General features: G+C 71.0%; 16 protein-coding genes. 12 read left to right on the top strand and 4 right to left on the bottom strand.

Annotated elements, in window-relative coordinates:
* The first annotated feature begins 267 nt into the window (after positions 1-267).
* Both AAHG09_RS16560 and ypfJ read left to right on the top strand, forming a co-directional pair.
* Positions 268-1158, top strand: a complete 891-nt coding sequence (locus AAHG09_RS16560; protein WP_342108550.1) for a uracil-DNA glycosylase — start codon at positions 268-270, stop codon at positions 1156-1158.
* A gap of 142 nt (positions 1159-1300) precedes the next feature.
* Entirely contained in the window at positions 1301-2212 is a 912-nt protein-coding gene (ypfJ, locus tag AAHG09_RS16565; protein WP_342108739.1) for a KPN_02809 family neutral zinc metallopeptidase, read from the top strand.
* A gap of 261 nt (positions 2213-2473) precedes the next feature.
* On the opposite strand, the gene AAHG09_RS16570 is transcribed toward ypfJ, so the two are convergent.
* Positions 2474-2734, bottom strand: coding sequence for a hypothetical protein (locus tag AAHG09_RS16570; RefSeq protein WP_342108551.1), 261 nt, complete (start codon positions 2732-2734; stop codon positions 2474-2476).
* Positions 2735-2918: 184 nt separating this feature from the next.
* On the opposite strand from AAHG09_RS16570, the gene AAHG09_RS16575 reads away from it, so the two are divergent.
* Positions 2919-4541 carry an ABC-F family ATP-binding cassette domain-containing protein gene (locus tag AAHG09_RS16575; RefSeq protein ID WP_342108552.1) on the top strand — a complete coding sequence of 541 codons (1623 nt, stop codon included), beginning with the start codon at positions 2919-2921 and terminating at the stop codon, positions 4539-4541.
* 84 nt (positions 4542-4625) lie between these two features.
* Positions 4626-5105, top strand: a complete 480-nt coding sequence (locus tag AAHG09_RS16580; protein WP_342108553.1) for a hypothetical protein — start codon at positions 4626-4628, stop codon at positions 5103-5105.
* A 13-nt stretch (positions 5106-5118) separates the two neighbouring features.
* Here AAHG09_RS16580 and mnmE read toward each other — a convergent pair whose 3' ends face one another.
* Positions 5119-6444 (bottom strand): tRNA uridine-5-carboxymethylaminomethyl(34) synthesis GTPase MnmE, encoded by a 1326-nt coding sequence (gene mnmE, locus AAHG09_RS16585; protein ID WP_342108554.1) that lies wholly within the window; start codon positions 6442-6444, stop codon positions 5119-5121.
* Positions 6445-6541: 97 nt separating this feature from the next.
* On the opposite strand from mnmE, the gene bla reads away from it, so the two are divergent.
* From bla to AAHG09_RS16610, 5 genes are all read left to right on the top strand, one after another.
* Entirely contained in the window at positions 6542-7411 is an 870-nt protein-coding gene (bla, locus tag AAHG09_RS16590) for a class A beta-lactamase (protein WP_342108555.1), read from the top strand.
* Positions 7412-7432: 21 nt separating this feature from the next.
* Complete coding sequence (locus AAHG09_RS16595) at positions 7433-7921, top strand: YbaK/EbsC family protein (protein ID WP_342108556.1); 489 nt, start codon at positions 7433-7435, stop codon at positions 7919-7921.
* 305 nt (positions 7922-8226) lie between these two features.
* Positions 8227-8583, top strand: a complete 357-nt coding sequence (locus tag AAHG09_RS16600) for a hypothetical protein (RefSeq protein WP_342108557.1) — start codon at positions 8227-8229, stop codon at positions 8581-8583.
* Between the two features lie 58 nt (positions 8584-8641).
* The gene (gene panC, locus AAHG09_RS16605; protein WP_342108558.1) at positions 8642-9490 is read left to right on the top strand and encodes a pantoate--beta-alanine ligase; all 849 of its coding nucleotides are present in this window, start codon (positions 8642-8644) and stop codon (positions 9488-9490) included.
* Positions 9491-9678: 188 nt separating this feature from the next.
* Positions 9679-10962, top strand: a complete 1284-nt coding sequence (locus AAHG09_RS16610; RefSeq protein WP_342108559.1) for an OprO/OprP family phosphate-selective porin — start codon at positions 9679-9681, stop codon at positions 10960-10962.
* An 83-nt stretch (positions 10963-11045) separates the two neighbouring features.
* Here AAHG09_RS16610 and AAHG09_RS16615 read toward each other — a convergent pair whose 3' ends face one another.
* On the bottom strand, positions 11046-12515 hold the full coding sequence (locus tag AAHG09_RS16615; RefSeq protein ID WP_342108560.1) for an EAL domain-containing protein: 1470 nt from the start codon (positions 12513-12515) through the stop codon (positions 11046-11048).
* A gap of 286 nt (positions 12516-12801) precedes the next feature.
* Here AAHG09_RS16615 and AAHG09_RS16620 point away from each other — a divergent pair, with 286 nt between their 5' ends.
* Positions 12802-13674: a MipA/OmpV family protein gene (locus tag AAHG09_RS16620; RefSeq protein ID WP_342108561.1), complete on the top strand. Its 873-nt coding sequence runs from the start codon at positions 12802-12804 to the stop codon at positions 13672-13674.
* A gap of 64 nt (positions 13675-13738) precedes the next feature.
* A complete protein-coding gene (locus AAHG09_RS16625) occupies positions 13739-13960 on the top strand; it encodes a heavy-metal-associated domain-containing protein (RefSeq protein ID WP_342108562.1) in 222 nt (73 codons plus the stop codon).
* Positions 13961-14330: 370 nt separating this feature from the next.
* Here AAHG09_RS16625 and AAHG09_RS16630 read toward each other — a convergent pair whose 3' ends face one another.
* Entirely contained in the window at positions 14331-14480 is a 150-nt protein-coding gene (locus tag AAHG09_RS16630; RefSeq protein ID WP_342108563.1) for a hypothetical protein, read from the bottom strand.
* A gap of 387 nt (positions 14481-14867) precedes the next feature.
* On the opposite strand from AAHG09_RS16630, the gene mnmG reads away from it, so the two are divergent.
* On the top strand, positions 14868-16754 hold the full coding sequence (mnmG, locus tag AAHG09_RS16635; RefSeq protein WP_342108564.1) for a tRNA uridine-5-carboxymethylaminomethyl(34) synthesis enzyme MnmG: 1887 nt from the start codon (positions 14868-14870) through the stop codon (positions 16752-16754).
* Positions 16755-16805 lie beyond the last annotated feature (51 nt).

A 16805-nucleotide genomic window follows, 5' to 3' on the forward strand; every position in this document is an offset into this window, starting at 1 on the left:
TTGCCGCACCCGGGGGGTATCGGGGTATTCCCATCGACCCTCTCATCCTGAGGCGCCGGAGCGCAGCGGAGGCCTCGAAGGAGGGCTCCAAGGCTCGCTCGGCCGGCGGGAGCCCTCCTTCGAGGCCCGCTGACGCGGGCACCTCTGGATGAGGGGAGTGGATGGGACGATCCGTTCCGCGACTGCCGGCTCCGCGCTATTCGGTCACGCAAGTCCTTGCCACCCGAAGCGATTCGGCGCGTTGTCCACAGGTTCCGGCGATCCCACATGACAGATCAGATGCCGAGCCCCTCCGACGCGCAAGCCGACCTGATCGCCTATCTCGACTTCCACGTGGAGGCCGGCGCCGACGCGGCCCTCGACGAGCACCCGCACGACCGCTTCACCGAGGCCGACGCGCCGGCGCCCGCCTTGCGCGCGCCGCGCCGGGCGGCCCCGCGGGCGGTCGACCAGACGGCCAGCCCGGTCGCCAACACGCTCGTGCCGCCCCCCGGCTCGGCCCCGCCCGCCGCCGCGCCGCGGACCTTCGGCCGGGCCGCCAGCGCCCAGCCCGACGAGGCCGCGTCCGACGCCCGCATGCGGGCGCGTCAGGCCAAGAGTCTCGACGAGCTGGAGCGGATCCTCGCAGATTTCGACGCCTGCCCGCTGCGCTTCACCGCCAAGAACCTCGTCTTCGCCGACGGCAATCCGGAGGCGCGGGTGATGTTTCTGGGCGAGGCGCCGGGCGCCGACGAGGACCGGATCGGCAAGCCGTTCATGGGCCGCTCGGGCCAGCTCCTCGACAAGATGATGAAGGCGATCGGGCTCGACCGGACGAGCGCCTATATCGGCAACATCGTGCCCTGGCGGCCCCCGGGCAACCGGAACCCGACCCCCCAGGAGGTGGCGGTGTGCCGGCCCTTCGTGGAGCGGCAGATCGAGCTGGTCGATCCCGACATCATCGTCTGCCTCGGCGCCCCCGCGACCCAGACGCTCACCGGCTCCAAGGATGGGATCCTGCGCACCCGAGGCCGGCTGTTCCCGTACAAGCTGCCGAATCGCGAGGTGAAGCTCCTCGCGACGCTCCACCCGGCCTTCCTGCTGCGCCAGCCGGTGCAGAAGCGGCTGGCCTGGCGGGATTTCCGGTCCCTGCGCGCCCTCCTCGACGGGAAAGCTTGACCGCGGAAGCGGAACCGGCTCTCCCCTCCCGCCATTAGAGCTTCGGTCCCGCCGGCGGTTCGCCGCCGTCCGGACAGGACGACGCACGACACATCGCGCCCCGCCCGCGGCGGCCGGCGCAGCATCGATGGCGGGACCCACCATGCGCTGGGAAGATCTACGCAGCTCCGACAATGTCGAGGATCGCCGGGGCGAGGGCGGCGGTGGCGGCGGCATGGGCTTCCCCGGCGGCGGCGCCGGCGGGCTCGGGATCGGCACCATCGTGGTGCTGCTGATCATCAGCTACTTCACGGGCATCAACCCGGCGATCCTGATCGGCGGCGCCGAGCGGATCGGCGGCGGGCACAGCCAGCAGGAGCAGCCCGCCGACCCGCAGACCCAGGCCAAGCGCCGCCAGGCGCCGACCGACGAGAGCGGCCGGTTCGCGTCGAAGATCCTGGGCAACACCGAGGACGTGTGGAGCCAGATCCTGCCGCAGCAGACCGGCAAGCAGTACACGCCGACGACCCTGGTGCTCTACACCGGCGGCACCCGCTCGGGCTGCGGCTCGGCGCAGGCCGCGATGGGGCCGTTCTACTGCCCGCTCGACAAGAAGGTTTATCTGGATACCGGCTTCTTCAAGGAGATGGCCTCGAAGTTCGGCGTGAAGGGTGATTTCGCCTATGCGTACGTGATCGCCCACGAGGTCGGCCACCACGTCCAGGACGTGCTCGGCATCCTCGGCAAGGTTCAGGCCCGCCAGCAGCAGGCCTCGAGCAAGACCGAGGCGAACGCCCTGTCGGTGCGCATCGAGCTGATGGCCGATTGCCTCGCCGGCGTCTGGGCCAAGAACTCCAACGACAAATACGCCGAGCTGGACCAGGGCGACATCGACGAGGCGCTCAACGCCGCCGCCCAGATCGGCGACGACGCGCTGCAGCGGCGCTCGCAGGGCTACGTGGTGCCGGATTCCTTCACCCATGGCTCCTCGGCCCAGCGCCAGCGCTGGTTCACGGCCGGCTACAAGAGCGGCCAGACCAAGGCGTGCGATACGTTCCGGACGGCCGGGAACTGAGACTGCCTGAGCGGCAGTCTTCGCGAGCGCAACCGATTCAGGGTTGAGCGCGAGTCCCCTCTCCCGTGCGGGAGAGGTCTGCTTTCGCAGAAGGCCGGGTGAGGGGTGAGACGTTTCAGGGCGAGGCGCGCCCTGTCGGCACGTCGACGGTGTGCCCTATCCTGAGCGTTCTCGTCCCTCACCCCAACCCTCTCCCGCACTGGAGAGGGGGCTCGTCGTGCCTGATCGCACATCCGGCCGGACCCGTCCGACCGGGGCGGGTCAGGCCTTGCTCAGCCGCCGCGCGTTGGCCTGGACCTTCCGCCGGTAGCTGCGGATCACCTTGCCGTTCGAGGCGCCCGCGGCGAGCATCAGGGCGGCCTCGCCGGCGGCCAGCATCTTCTCGGTCACCATGAGCTGCGCCTCGGCCTGGGCGGCCGGCCCGCCGAAGGCGAACATCACCATGCGCTGGGCAATCACCCCCTGAGCCTCCAGGCTCAGCATGGCCATGTCGAGACCCGTCGTCCACCAACCCAACAGCATCGCGTTCCTCGTGTTGCCCCTGGCAACGGTTGCATAGGACAACGGCCGAGCCTGGTTCCGGGTCCCGGCATGCGCCCAGCTCTGCGCGGAGCGCAAGCGTTATCCCGCACTGCGGCATCGTGCCTTTGCGCCGCCGCGGCCAATGCCGTAAGCGCCCGGGAGCCCCCCGGACAGCGCCCGCCCCATGATACGCCTCGACAAGATCACCAAGCAGAACGGGCGGCAGCTCGTCTTCATCGAGGCCTCGGCCGCCCTGCAGAAGGGTGAGAAGGTCGGGCTCGTCGGCCCGAACGGGGCCGGCAAGACCACCCTGTTCCGGATGATCATCGGCCAGGAGCAGCCCGACGAGGGGCAGGTCTCGGCCGACCGGGGCATCACGATCGGGTATTTCAGCCAGGATGTCGGCGAGATGTCCGGCCGCAGCGTCGTCACCGAGGTGATGGACGGCGCCGGCCCGGTCAGCACGGTGGCGGCCGAACTCGCCGAGCTCGGCGCGGCGCTCGCCGACCCGGACCGTGCCGACGAGATGGATGCGTTGATCGAACGCTACGGCGAGGTCCAGGCCCGGTTCGAGGAGCTCGACGGCTACGCCCTGGAGGGACGGGCCCGGGAGGTGCTCGACGGCCTGAGCTTCAACCAGGCGATGATGGACGGGGATGTCGGCGCCCTCTCGGGCGGGTGGAAGATGCGTGTGGCGCTTGCCCGCATCCTGCTGATGCGCCCGGACGTGATGCTCCTCGACGAGCCGTCGAACCACCTCGACCTGGAGAGCCTGATCTGGCTCGAATCGTTCCTGAAGGCCTATGACGGCGCCCTGCTGATGACCTCGCACGACCGCGAGTTCATGAACCGCATCGTCACCAAGGTGATCGAGATCGACGGCGGCGCGCTCACCACCTATTCGGGCGATTACGCCTTCTACGAGGGTCAGCGGAAGCTCAACGAAGCCCAGCAGCAGGCCCAGTTCGAGCGCCAGCAGGCGATGCTGGCGAAGGAGATCGCCTTCATCGAGCGGTTCAAGGCCCGGGCCTCCCACGCCGCCCAGGTGCAGAGCCGGGTGAAGAAGCTCGACAAGATCGAGCGGGTCGAGCCGCCCCGGCGGCGGCAATCCGTGGCCTTCGAGTTCCAGCCGGCGCCCCGCTCGGGCGACGACGTCGTGATGCTCAAGGGCGTCCACAAGCGCTACGGCAGCCGCACGATCTACGATGGGCTCGACTTCTCGGTGCGCCGCCGGGAGCGCTGGTGCGTGATGGGCATCAACGGCGCCGGCAAGTCGACGCTGCTGAAGCTCGTCACCGGCACGACGGAGCCCGATGACGGCGCGGTCACGATCGGCGGCAGCGTCAAGCTCGGCTATTTCGCCCAGCACGCCATGGACCTGCTCGACGGCGACCGCACCGTGTTCGAGACCCTGGAGGACGCGTTCCCCCAGGCTGGCCAGGGCTCGCTGCGGGCGCTCGCCGGCTGCTTCGGCTTCTCGGGCGACGATGTCGAGAAGCGCTGCCGGGTCCTGTCCGGTGGCGAGAAGGCCCGGCTGGTCATGGCGCTGATGCTCTACGACCCGCCGAACTTCCTGGTGCTCGACGAGCCGACCAACCACCTCGACATGGGCACCAAGGAGATGCTGATCGCGGCGCTCGCCTCTTACGAGGGCACGATGCTGTTCGTCTCGCACGACCGGCATTTCCTGGCCGCGCTCTCCAACCGGGTGCTGGAGGTGACGCCCGAGGGCATCCACCAGTATGGCGGCGGCTACACCGAGTACGTGGCCCGCACCGGCCAGGAGGCGCCTGGCCTGCGGAGCTGACGGCCAGGCCTGCGACGGCTGCACCGCTTAACCTATCGGACGACCCAGGTTAGGCTCGCACGAAACGGCCGGGTGCCAGACGCCGTGCGACGCTGTCTCAAGTTCCTCCACACGATGGGCTCGGCCGGGCTGCTCGGGGCGCTGGCCTCCCTGGTGGTCATGCTGGCGCTGACCCCGCACCCCTCCGCCCTGCCCGGCTACGCGGCGATGCGCGGCGCGATGGGGGCGGTCGCCACCTGGGTGTTCCTGCCGTCGCTCGCCGTGACCCTGATGTCGGGCCTGATCGCGATGGCGATCAACCGGGCCTACCTCAACGCCGGCTGGGCGTGGCTGAAGCTCGCCACCGGCGTCCTGATGTTCGAGGGCGGGCTGGTCTACGTCCAGGGGCCGATGAAGCAGGAGGCGGAGCAGAGCGCCCGGGCGCTCGCCGGCCTCCTCGATCCGGCGGCGCTGGCGGTCTCGCTCCCCGGCGAGCGCGGGACGCTCTGGGTCCTGCTCGCGATCTCGGCCGCCAATGTCGCGCTGGGGATCTGGCGGCCGCGCATCCTGCGGATCCCGAGCTGAGGCTCGAGAACCCCTATTTGCCGATACAAAAGCCGGCAAACAATCGATCGAGCACATCCTCGACCCCGACATGACCGGCGACTTCGCCGAGGGCCCGGACGGCGAGGCGAAGATCCTCGGCGACGAGTTCCGGTGGCCCGGCGGCCCCGGCATGCAGACGGTCCAGATGCGCGAGGCAGGCCTCCAGGGCGGCCCGGTGGCGCGCCCGGGTGATCAGCGCGTCGCCCTGCCCCAGACCGGTTTCGGCGTGGACCTGGATGGTGTCGACCAGAATATCCAACCCGTAACCCGTCCGGGCCGAGACCCGAAGATGGCCGTCCGGTCTCCGGTCTTGAAAGCCGGCTAACAGATCGGCCTTGGTCTGCACCGTCAGGATCGGGACGGGGGCGCCGGCGAGGTCTGGTTCGGCGCCGCCCGGCGGCACGAGGGCCAGCACGAGATCGGCGGTCTCGATCCGCGCGCGGGTGCGCCGGATCCCCTCCGCCTCGACGGCTTCCGCCGTCTCGCGCAGCCCGGCGGTATCGACCAACAGGACCGGCAGGCCGGCGAGATCGAGCCGCACCTCGAGCGCATCCCGGGTCGTGCCGGGCGTGTCCGACACGATGGCGACCTCCCGCCGGCTCAGCGCGTTCAGCAGCGTCGACTTCCCGGCATTGGGCTCGCCCGCCAGCACCACGGTGAACCCGTCGCGCAGCCGCTCGCCCCGGCGGCCGTCGCGCAGGACCGCGGCGATCTGGTCGCGGAGGGCTTCGGCCCGGCTGAACAGGGCGGCGTCGAGACCGGCCTCGTCGACATCGCCCTCATCGGCGAAATCGAGGGCGGCTTCCGCGCCGGCCAGGCAATCGATCGCCTCCGCGCGCCAAGCCGCGACCTGCCGGCTGAGCGCACCGTCGAGCTGGCGCAGGGCCTGCCGCCGCTGGCCCTCGGTCTCGGCGTCGATCAGGTCGGCGACCGCCTCGGCCTCGGCCAGATCCATCCGGCCGTTGAGCACCGCCCGCCGCGTGAACGCGCCGGGTCCGGCGGCATGGCATCCCGGCATCCGGGCGAGGGCGGTGAGCACGCCCATCCGTACGGCCGGCCCGCCGTGCAGGTGGAGTTCGGCCATGTCCTCGCCGCTATAGGTGTTCGGCCCCGGAAGCCACGCGACGAGCGCCCGGTCGAGTTCGGTCCCGTCGGCCGGGTCCCGCAGGGTCCGCAGCGAGAGCCGGCGGGGGGATGGCAAAGCCCCGCACAGGGCGATCAGGACGTCCCGGGCGGCCGGTCCGCTCAAGCGGATCACCGCGACGGCGGCCCGGCCGAAGCCGCTGGCCGGGGCGAAGAGGGTTCTGGTCTCGGTCATGGCTGCAGCGTTGCACAAGCTTCGCCTTGTTCAGGCCGTGGGGGTGTTTCACGTGAAACAGGCCGGCCCCCTATACCCCATCCCGCTGGAGCCCAGGATGCACCCGACACGCCGCAGATTCTGCCGCAGCCTGCTCGCTGCGCCGCTCATCCTGCCGACGCGGTTCGCGGCAGCGAACGGAGAGCCGGACATCGCATCGATCGAGCGGCGCATCGGCGGCCGGATCGGCGTTGCGGCCGGATCGGCGGACCGTGTCCTGCTCCACCACCGGGCGGACGAGCGCTTTCCGATGTGCAGCACCTTCAAGGTCCTGGCCGTCGCAGCTTTGCTGGCGCGGGTCGATGCCGGCACCGAGAGCTTCGACGCGATGGTGTCGTACGGCGCGGGCGATCTCCTGAATTACGCGCCCGTGACCCGGAAGGCGTTGGAGACGGGCGGCGGCACCGGGCGGCTCTCCGTGCGGGATCTCTGCGCCGCCGCGATCGAATGGAGCGACAACACGGCGGCCAACCTGCTGCTCGTCCGCCTCGGCGGACCCGAGGGACTGACCGCGTGGCTGCGCGGCGTCGGCGATCCCGTGACCCGGCTCGATCGCAACGAGCCGACCCTGAACAGCGCCCTCCCCGGCGACTCGCGCGACACCACAACCCCGGAGGCGATGCGCGCGACCCTCGGCCGGATCCTGCTGGGCTCGGTCCTGGCGCCGCCGTCGCGCGACCGGCTGGAGCATTGGATGGTCGGGAGCCAGACCGGCCTGACGAGGCTTCGGGCGGGCTTGCCCGCGGACTGGGCCGCCGGCGACAAGACCGGCACCGGCGTGAACGGGACGGTCAACGATGTGGCGATCCTGCGGCCGCCCGGGCGTGCGCCGGTCACCGTCGCCGTGTACATCACCGGCTCCACGATGCCCGCCGCGGCGATCGAAGCGGCCCATGCCGAGATCGGCCGCCTCATCGCCGCCGCGTGAGATCGATTCCCCGACGACGCCATGGCCAGATCAGCCCCCAAGACCACCCGGGCGACCCAGGTCCTCGACAAGGCCGGCACGCCCTACAGCGTCCACGCCTACGATTACGATCCCGACGCCCCGCGGATCGGCCTCCAGGCCGCGGAGGCTTTGGGCGTGCCCCCCGGCCGCGTGCTGAAGACCCTGATGGCGGCGGTCGACGGGCGCACAATCTGCCTGCTGGTCGCTTCCGACCGGGAGGTGGCGATGAAGCGGGTGGCGGCCGCCTTCTCGGGCAAGGCCGCCGCGATGCTCAAGCCCGCGGATGCCGAGCGGCTGACCGGCTACCATGTCGGCGGCATCAGCCCGCTTGGCCAGAAGCGCTTGTTTCCCACCGCGATCGATGCCGGCTCCCTCGGCGATCCGGGCGCCGCCATCCACGTCAACGGCGGTGGACGCGGCCTGCAGATCCGTCTGACGGAGGGGGATCTGGTGGCGGTGCTGAAGGCGCTGGTCGTGCCGCTGACGTGAGGGCCCAACGCGCCGTGTCGAACGGTCGTCCAACCCACCCCCTCATCCTGAGGTGCCGGAGCGCAGCGGAGGCCTCGAAGGAGCTCTCCAGATAGCCCTGCAATCCCTGGACGTCTCCTTCGAGGCCCGCTTCGCGGTCACCTCAGGATGAGGGGGTGGATTGGATTTTCGCTTGGTTGACGTCCCGCTTCAGCGGGGTGGACCGTTCCAACCGGTACGCGATCGCATATGGCTCAACGCTTCGGGTAATCAGCCGTTTACCGCGATTCGCCACGGTACCGGCCTATCGCGGAGATGGATGCGACATGCGGATGATCGGGCGCAGGGACACGATGGCGCTCGGATTCGCCCTGCTGCTCGCCGGCCCCGGCGCGGCCGCGGACCTCGATGTCCGGGGTCCCTACGGGCCGGAGCCGAGCGCCCGCCTCCGCTTCTTCCCGCGCAGCGACGGGGTCGACCGCCCGCCGGTCTACGCCTACCGGACCCGCCCCGTACCGCTCGGCTGCACGCCGCGGCGGGCGGCCGTGCCCACCAACGCGCCCGACGATCCGAGCTATGTCGGCTCCGAGTACGGCTTGGCCCATCCTAGCTATTACGGATTCACGCCGCCGCTCGGCGTCGACGATCCCTTCGGCCGCTCCCTGCTGCCCTACTGTCCCTGATTCCCCTCCCCGGCCGCATGCTCTAGACGGGCGGTCCCGCCCCTCCGGAGCCCGTGCCGTGCCCGATTCGGTTCCCCAGCGCTTCAGCGATCCGGCTGCCCTGCGCCACTGCGTGGCCGCGTGGCGCGCCGCGGGCGAACGGATCGTCCTGGTGCCGACCATGGGGGCGCTGCACCGGGGCCACCTCGCCCTGGTGGCGGAGGCGCAGCGGATCGGCGCGCACGCGGTGGTCAGCATCTTCGTGAATCCGACCCAGTTCGGCCCCAACGAGGATTTCTCACGCTATCCGCGCGATCTCGACGCCGACCTCGCGCTGCTCGGCGAGGCGGGGGCCGACGCCGCCTGGACGCCCACGGTCGAGACCATGTACCCGCCGGGCTTCGCCACGCGCATCGAGGTCGCGGGCCTGTCGGAGGGGCTGTGCGGCCCGTTCCGGCCCGGCCACTTCGCCGGAGTCGCCACCGTGGTGACCAAGCTGCTCAATCAGGTCCGGCCCGACGTCGCGCTGTTCGGCGAGAAGGATTTCCAGCAGCTGCGGGTGATCCAGCAGGCGGTGGCCGACCTCGACCTCGGGGTCGAAATCCGCGGCGTCCCGACCCTGCGCGAGCCGGACGGCCTCGCCCTGTCGTCGCGCAACCGCTACCTGTCGCCCGAGGAGCGCGCCGTCGCCCCGAAGCTGCACGCGGTGCTGGCCGAGATCGCCCTCGCCTCCCGCAACGGCACCGGCGTCGCCGGGCGGATCGCTGCCGGTCGGGCCGCCCTGGAGGCGGCTGGCTTCCGGGTCCAGTATCTCACGGTCTGCGATGCCCGCACCCTGGTGCCGGTCGAGCGGGTAGACGGCCCGGCCCGCGTGCTCGCGGCCGCCTTCCTGGGCCGGACGCGGCTGATCGACAATCTCGCGGTCTGAGGCCCGGCGTCCCGTCGGGATTTCACCCCGACACCCCACCAAAGGGATGATCCCTTTGGAATCCCCCTGTCCCTGCCCGGTTCGAGATCCCGATACCCGTGGCCGCCGAGCCACCCCGGTAGAATATCGCGTGCCGTCCAATCCCATGATGTTGGCGTTGCGGCAGCGACCTGCTCTCTGCTCGCGGTGTGATCAGAGTACGCCCGGCCCCAGCCTTCCTGGCCGCCACCCTCGCCTGCGCGGCCCCCGCGCGCGCCGGCGATGCCATCGAGGGCATGGCGGGGCCCTACGGCGAGCGCCTGCGCTACGACGAGAAGGGCTTGAGCCTGACCTTCCCGGAGTCGGACGTCACGCTCCAGATCGGGGGCCGGCTCCACCTCGATGCCGGTGGGGCGCGCTTCAGCCGGCCCGAGGGGCCGGAGGCCTTCCCCGACAACTTCGTGGTGCGCCGCTCCTGGATCGAGCCGACGCTCACGATCGGCCGGGACTGGGTGATCGCCTTCCAGTACGATTTCAGCGATCCCGTGCTGCCGATCAACGATGCCTTCGTGGCCTGGAAGGGGCTGCCCGACACGATCGTGACGCTCGGCAACATGAAGGTGCCGCTGAGCCTCGAATGGCTGCAGAGCAACAACGACACGCTGTTCGTCGAGCGCTCCCTGGCCAACGCCTTCGTGCCGGACCGCCGGTTCGGCTTCGCCATCGGCCAGCATGGCCAGGCCTGGACCGCGGTGGCCGGGGTGTTCGGCAACGCGGCCAGCAACGGCATCACGGGGGACGGGATCGCGGCCGCGGGCCGGGCGACCTGGGCGCCGATCCTGGAGGAGCGCGAGACCCTGCATGTCGGGCTCGCCGGGATCTATCGCCGCCGCTCCCGGGGGGATGGCGATTTCAGCTTCTCCACCACCCCGGAGGCGGCCCTGTTCACCCGCTCCTTCGTGAATACCGGAGACCTGCCCGACGCGGCGAGCGTATCGCGGATCGGCGCGGAATTCGCCTATCGCAACGGCCCGTTCCTGGTGCAGGCCGAGTACATCCGTGCGGAGATCGAGCGCTTCGGCGGCCCCGGGGGGGGCGCCCCGGGTCTCGGCTTCCAGGGCGGCTACGTGGAGGCCGCCTGGGTGCTGAACGGAGAGGGACGCGGCTACGCGCTCACCCCGAAAGGCGGCACCACCTACGCGACCTTCAAGGGTGTCACCGTGGCGGAGGGCCAGCGGGTCTCCCGGGGCGGGATCGGCGTGTTCGAGCTGGCGGCCCGCTACAGCACCATCGACCTCGACGCCCGGGGCTTCCGCGGCGGCCTCGAGCGGGACGCGACGCTCGGCCTGAGCTGGTATCCCGAGCCCAACCTCCGCCTGATCGCCAACTACATCCACGGCCGCGTGCGGCCGGGCGAGGCCTCGGCCGACACGGTCGGGCGTGCGCCGTTCTCGGTCGATACCGTGGTCGGGCGCCTGCAGATCTACTGGTAGGTCCGGGTTTCCAAAGGGCTCAGCCCTTTGGCGGGGTTCGGGGGCGGAGCCCCTGATATCGCGATCCGGGCTTGTGCGGGACCTCAAACCGCCCGGCGCAGGACCGAGCGGAAGGGCCGCCGCTCGGGGCCCGGCTCGGTGGGGGGCGCCGGGGTCTCGGGCGGTGCGGTCAGGACCTCGGCCCGCACCGGGCGGGGCGCCGCGAAGGCCGCGCCCTGCGCGAAGGGCACGTCGAGGTCGATCAGGTCGGGGACGTCGGCCTCGTCGCCGACGCCCGTTGCGACGAGGCGGATCCCAACCCGCGCCAAGGCCGGACCCGTGTCCTCGACGGCGATATCCGACAGGGGGCGCCCCACCTGCGGCCGCAGCAGCATCGCGGCCGGCACCCGGACCTGGCCGATGCCGAGGGCGGCGAGTTCCACCGCGTCGAAGCGCAGGTCGTCCGGCCGGTCGAGGCTGAAGCCGATTCGTCCGCGCAGGGGCATCAGCAGGCCGCGCTGGCCGGCATCGAGGCCCCGCCAGCTCGCCTGCGGCAGGGCGATCACCAGCCCGGCGAGCGACGGATCCTCCGCCACCGTGCGGCCGAGCTCGCGCAGCAGGCCGGGCTCGAACAGCGAGAGCGGCGAGAGGCTGTAGGTCAGCAGGGTGTCGCTGCCGCGGCGGGCGAGGTGGCGCACCACCAGGGAGGCTCGCTGCAGCATGCGGCGGTCGAGTTCGGTGGTCCGGCCGTAGCGCTCCAGCACCGGCAGGAACGTCTCCGGCTCGGCCGGGGCCGCAGGGTTGAGACCGCCGATCCGCAGCCGCGCCAGCGCCTCGTAGGCCACGACCTTGCGCTGGGGCAGGCTGACCACCGGCTGCAGGTGGATCTCCAGCCCATCCTCCTCGAAGGCCTGGATGATCTCGGCCTCGCCCGCCGGGTCCCGCGCCGGGCGGGGCGGGATCGGCCGGCTCTGAACCGGCCGCGGCGGGATCGGCCGCGGGGGGATCGGCGCGGATGCCTGCGGCTCGGGGGCGGGCGGCTGAAGGGCGGGCGGCGCGAAGGCGGCCGGCCGCGCCGGTGCCCGGGGAGCGGCAGCGACCGGCGCTGGCGCGATCGGCTCCGGCATGACCGGCGCGGGGGCGACCGGCGCGGGGGCGACCGGTACGGGAGCGACCGGTACGGGCTTGGCCTTGAGGCTCGCGATCTCGGCATCCTGCGTGCTCACCACCGCGGTGAGGTCGCGCACGATGCCCGAGAGCAGGCCGAACTCGACGGTCAGCTCGTCGATCTGAGCCCGGAGCGCCGCCTCACCGGATTCGGGGGCCGGCTTGGCGCTGGTGGTTTCGACCTTCAGCAGGCGGCGGGACAGGAGATCGACCTCGCCCGACAGTTTCTCGCAGCGTGCCGTCAGGGTCTTGATGCGGGTGAGGGCGAGGCCGGTCGCCGCGGTCGCCACGGCACCGAGCGTCAGGGCACTCCAGAGCGGCAGGAACACGGCGAGCGGCCCGAACACGACGAGCCCGATGAGGGCGACCGTCAACAGCCCCGCGTACCGGCCGAGGACCGGGACCATCGTCTGAACACCTGCCGGACTCGCGCGCCGGTCGCCGGGAAGATCCCGCGCGAAGCCCCGCCGGGCGCGAATCGAATCCGTCGATCAATGGCCCGGAGGGACCGGCGCGGCAAGGCCGTGGGGTGGCGCTCCTCAATCGGGCACCTGTTAATTCCGTGCGGTGTGACGCCCGCGCCCGCTGGAACGTTGCGGAATCATCACGGCGCGCGCGATTGCGTGGCCGTATGGGATGAGTTGCGCGCGTCGCAAATGCACGGGTCAGCAAAAGGCGCCATAAAGCGTGGCCATGAGCTCCGTACCTCCGCGTAAGCCCCGACTTTGCACCGTTCTCGGTGCCAGCGCGCTCCTGGCCGTCTGTGGGACGACCGTGTCCCGGGCGGCCGATCTCACTGCTGATCTTCCGCGGGCGGCGCCGACCTTCACCATGGTCGATCCCAACACCTGGATCGTGACGCTGAGCGGCTCGATTCAGGCGATCCCGCGCTACCCCGGCGCGAGCGACTACACGGCGGTGTTCTATCCCTCGGTCGACATCCGGAAGGTGGGCGAACCGCGCCGCTTCTCGACGCCGGACGACGGCTTCAGCTTCGCCCTGTTCGACAACGGCACGTTCCGGATCGGCCCGACCGCGCGGTTCGTGCCGGGGCGCTACTACGGCGACGACCGGCGGCACCTGTTCGGCTTCCGCGATGCACGCTTCGCCGTGGAACCCGGGGTGTTCGCGGAGTTCTACCCCGTCTCCTTCATCCGCACCCGCGTGGAGGCCCGGCAGGGGGTCTACGGGCATCACGGCACGGTCGGCTCGGTGGCTGCCGATTATCTGATCCCGGTGGACAAGTTCCTGTTCTCGATCGGGCCGCGCTTCAACATCGGCGATGCCAGCTACGCTCGGAAGTACTTCGGCGTGTCGCCGATCGAGGCCGCGCTCAACGGCCGCGTCACCCCGTACGATCCGGCGAGCTTCTACTCCGCGGGGGTGCTCGGCGGCGTGACCTACACGCAGAGCGAGACCTGGGCCTACACGGCCTATGCCGGCTACACCCGGATCCTGGGGGCTTCCGGCGACAGCCCGCTGGTGCGCCGGCCGTTTGGCAACCCGAACCAGTACCAGTTCGGCCTGCGGATCGATTACGCGTTCCGGATGCCGGCGCTGTTCTGATCTCCGGCTTGCGCGGGCCGCATCGAGCCCCGACATTTCGGCGATCCAGTTCACGGAGGCCGACATGGATGCGACGCGCGCCGACCTGCTGATGCGGGTGGATGGCATGACCTGCGACGGCTGCGCCGCCGCGGTGACCCGCACGGTGAAGCGCCTCGACCCGGCGGCGGAGGTTCAGGTGGACCGGCCAACGGGGCAGGTGGCGATCCGCACCGACGCCCAGGCGCTGGCGATCGCCGACGCCCTCGCCAAGGCCGGCTACACGGCCACGGCCATGACGGGCTGAGCCCCGGTTTCGAAAGGGCGAGACCGTTCGCGGGTCCCAGGGGTTCCGCCCCCGAACCCCTGCCAAAGGGTTCGCCCCAACCCTGTTAAGGTGTTTGGCCGAGCGTGCATCGCCGGCACCGCGCGCCCTTTCCCGGACAGGTGGAGCGCCAGCGGAACCTGATCCGGGATCCAGCATGAGAAGTGCCGCGCCAGCGGCACAGGTCGATCCCGATCGACGCTGCGCGACGTCGTGCGCTGGGTCCCGGGTCGCATTCCGCTGACGCTGCATGCGCCCGGGAAAAGGGTGATGCATCCGATCAGACCGCCAAACACCTTAAAAGGGCTGGGGCTCGCCCTTTGGTAACCCGGGATCGCGGGGCGAACAGCCCCTACGAGCGGGTCAGGTACATCCCGGTCAGCAGCAGGGCGAAGGCCGCGAGGCCGAACAGGCCTTCCTTGCGATGGCTGGTGTCGAGGAAATGGGCGGCCGCGCCAGCCGCACAGCAGGCGGCCCCCAGGCCGATCGTGAGCGAGGACATCGTCGTCTCCCCCACCGCGCGTCGCCGAGCGACGCTGCGAAGCGAGGTCGCCCGGGTGCCTGCCGGGCACGGGCGCTCGGCCAGGAATCGGGGACGGGACAGGTTTGCACGGGCGGAATCCGCTGGCAAGCGGCGTTGTACAAGTCTTCATTGCTTGATGAAAAGTAAAGCACGTCTGTCTATTCTCGATGCATGGCGGATGCGTTTAAAATACTGTATTCGCCCGTCGTGCTGGGCGGGTCGCGACCGGCCCGGGCTCGCCTGCCTGTTGCGGGCCCGTTGACCCACGCGCCCGCCCACCTTTAGACCGGCAGGCAGCCTGTCCGGGCCATGCTGTCCCCGTTGGGACCGGCCCGGCAACACATCTGCAGATCTGTTCGAGCCCCGATGCCCATCCCCTCCCCCGACCGGTTCGATGTCGCGGTCGTCGGCGGCGGCCATGCCGGCGTCGAGGCCGCCGCCGCCGCGGCGCGCTGCGGGGCGCGCACCGCCCTGGTCACCCATGATCCGGCCACGATCGGCGCCATGTCGTGCAACCCGGCGATCGGCGGCCTCGGCAAGGGGCATCTCGTACGCGAGGTCGATGCCCTGGACGGGCTGATGGGCCGGGTCGCGGATGCCGCCGGCATCCAGTTCCGCCTGCTCAACCGCCGGAAGGGTCCGGCGGTGCGCGGGCCCCGGACCCAGGCCGACCGGAAGCTCTACGCCGCCGCCATGCAGGCGGCCATCGCCGGGACCCCGGGCCTGACCGTGGTGGCGGGCGCCTGCGAGGATCTGGTCCTCGACGCGGAAGGCCACATCCAAGGTCTCGTCCTGGCGGACGGGCGCAGCCTCGCCTGCGGCGCGGTGGTGCTGACCACCGGCACCTTCCTGCGCGGCCTGATCCATATCGGCGAGCGCCAGATTCCGGCCGGCCGGGTCGGCGAAGCCCCCGCCGTGGGGTTGGCCCGGACCCTCGACCGCCTCGGCCTGCGCCTGGGGCGCCTCAAGACCGGAACGCCCCCGCGCCTCGACGGCAGGACCATCGACTGGTCCGGCCTGGAGATGCAGGACGCCGATGCCGATCCGGTGCCGTTCTCGACGCTGACGGAACGCATCACCAATCCGCAGATCCGTTGCGGCATCACCCGGACCACCCAGGCGGTCCACGACCTGATCCGCGCCAACCTGCACCGCTCGCCGATGTATTCCGGCGGCATCGCCAGCCGGGGCCCGCGCTACTGCCCGTCGATCGAGGACAAGGTGGTGCGCTTCGGCGACCGGGAGGGCCACCAGATTTTTTTAGAGCCTGAAGGGCTGGACGATCCCACCGTCTATCCGAACGGCATCTCCACGGCCTTGCCCGAGGCGGTTCAGCACGAGCTCGTCCGGCTGATCCCGGGCCTGGAGCGGGTCGAGATCCTGCGGCCGGGCTACGCCATCGAGTATGATTACGTCGATCCCCGGGAGCTCAATACGGGCCTGCAGGTGAAACGCTGTCCCGGCCTGTTCCTGGCGGGGCAGATCAACGGCACCACCGGCTACGAGGAGGCGGCCGGGCAGGGGCTGGTCGCCGGCCTGAACGCCGCGCGCCGGGCGGGCGGCCTCACGACCGCGACCTTCGACCGGGCCGAATCCTATCTCGGCGTGATGATCGACGACCTCGTGACCCACGGGGTCAGCGAGCCGTACCGGATGTTCACCTCGCGCTCGGAGTATCGGCTGTCCCTGCGGGTCGACAACGCCGATGCGCGGCTGACCCCGCGGGGCATCGATCTGGGCTGCGTCGGCGCGGCGCGGGCGGCCCATTTCGCCGCTTCTCAGCAGGCGCTCGATACGGCCCGCACCCGATTGGATTCTCTGACCCTGACGCCGAGTCAGGCGGCGTCCCACGGGATCAGCCTGAACCGCGACGGCATCCGCCGGTCGGCCTTCCAGCTGCTCGCCTATCCGGAGATCGAATGGCGGGATCTCGCGGCGATCTGGCCGGACCTCGCCGCCGTGCCGCCGCTGGTCGCCGACCGACTGAAGACTGACGCGACCTACGCGGTCTATCTCGACCGGCAGAACGCCGACATCGCGGCCTTCCGTCGGGACGAGGCGGTGCGGCTTCCGGCGAGCCTGGACTACGCGGCGATCAGCGGCCTCTCCAACGAGATGCGTACCAAGCTGGAAACCGTCCGGCCCGGCACGCTGGGGCAGGCGGCCCGGATCGAGGGCGTGACGCCCGCCGCCCTGACGCTGCTGGCTGCCCATGCCCGGCGGGGGGAGCGGGTCACGGCGGTGGGGCGGTGATGGGGTGGAGGAGAGCGGGAGTACGCGCTGAACCCGACGCGAACCTCGCAT

The sequence above is a fragment of the Methylobacterium guangdongense genome (assembly GCF_038442355.1).
Classification (GTDB): domain Bacteria; phylum Pseudomonadota; class Alphaproteobacteria; order Rhizobiales; family Beijerinckiaceae; genus Methylobacterium; species Methylobacterium guangdongense.

Coding starts and splice junctions, on each gene's coding strand:
- AAHG09_RS16560 (WP_342108550.1), top strand. CDS start 268: ATGACAGATCAGATGCCGAGCCCCTCCGACGCGCAAGCCGACCTGATC.
- ypfJ (WP_342108739.1), top strand. CDS start 1,301: ATGCGCTGGGAAGATCTACGCAGCTCCGACAATGTCGAGGATCGCCGG.
- AAHG09_RS16570 (WP_342108551.1), bottom strand. CDS start 2,734: ATGCTGTTGGGTTGGTGGACGACGGGTCTCGACATGGCCATGCTGAGC.
- AAHG09_RS16575 (WP_342108552.1), top strand. CDS start 2,919: ATGATACGCCTCGACAAGATCACCAAGCAGAACGGGCGGCAGCTCGTC.
- mnmE (WP_342108554.1), bottom strand. CDS start 6,444: ATGACCGAGACCAGAACCCTCTTCGCCCCGGCCAGCGGCTTCGGCCGG.
- bla (WP_342108555.1), top strand. CDS start 6,542: ATGCACCCGACACGCCGCAGATTCTGCCGCAGCCTGCTCGCTGCGCCG.
- AAHG09_RS16595 (WP_342108556.1), top strand. CDS start 7,433: ATGGCCAGATCAGCCCCCAAGACCACCCGGGCGACCCAGGTCCTCGAC.
- AAHG09_RS16600 (WP_342108557.1), top strand. CDS start 8,227: ATGCGGATGATCGGGCGCAGGGACACGATGGCGCTCGGATTCGCCCTG.
- AAHG09_RS16615 (WP_342108560.1), bottom strand. CDS start 12,515: ATGGTCCCGGTCCTCGGCCGGTACGCGGGGCTGTTGACGGTCGCCCTC.
- AAHG09_RS16620 (WP_342108561.1), top strand. CDS start 12,802: ATGAGCTCCGTACCTCCGCGTAAGCCCCGACTTTGCACCGTTCTCGGT.
- AAHG09_RS16625 (WP_342108562.1), top strand. CDS start 13,739: ATGGATGCGACGCGCGCCGACCTGCTGATGCGGGTGGATGGCATGACC.
- AAHG09_RS16630 (WP_342108563.1), bottom strand. CDS start 14,480: ATGTCCTCGCTCACGATCGGCCTGGGGGCCGCCTGCTGTGCGGCTGGC.
- mnmG (WP_342108564.1), top strand. CDS start 14,868: ATGCCCATCCCCTCCCCCGACCGGTTCGATGTCGCGGTCGTCGGCGGC.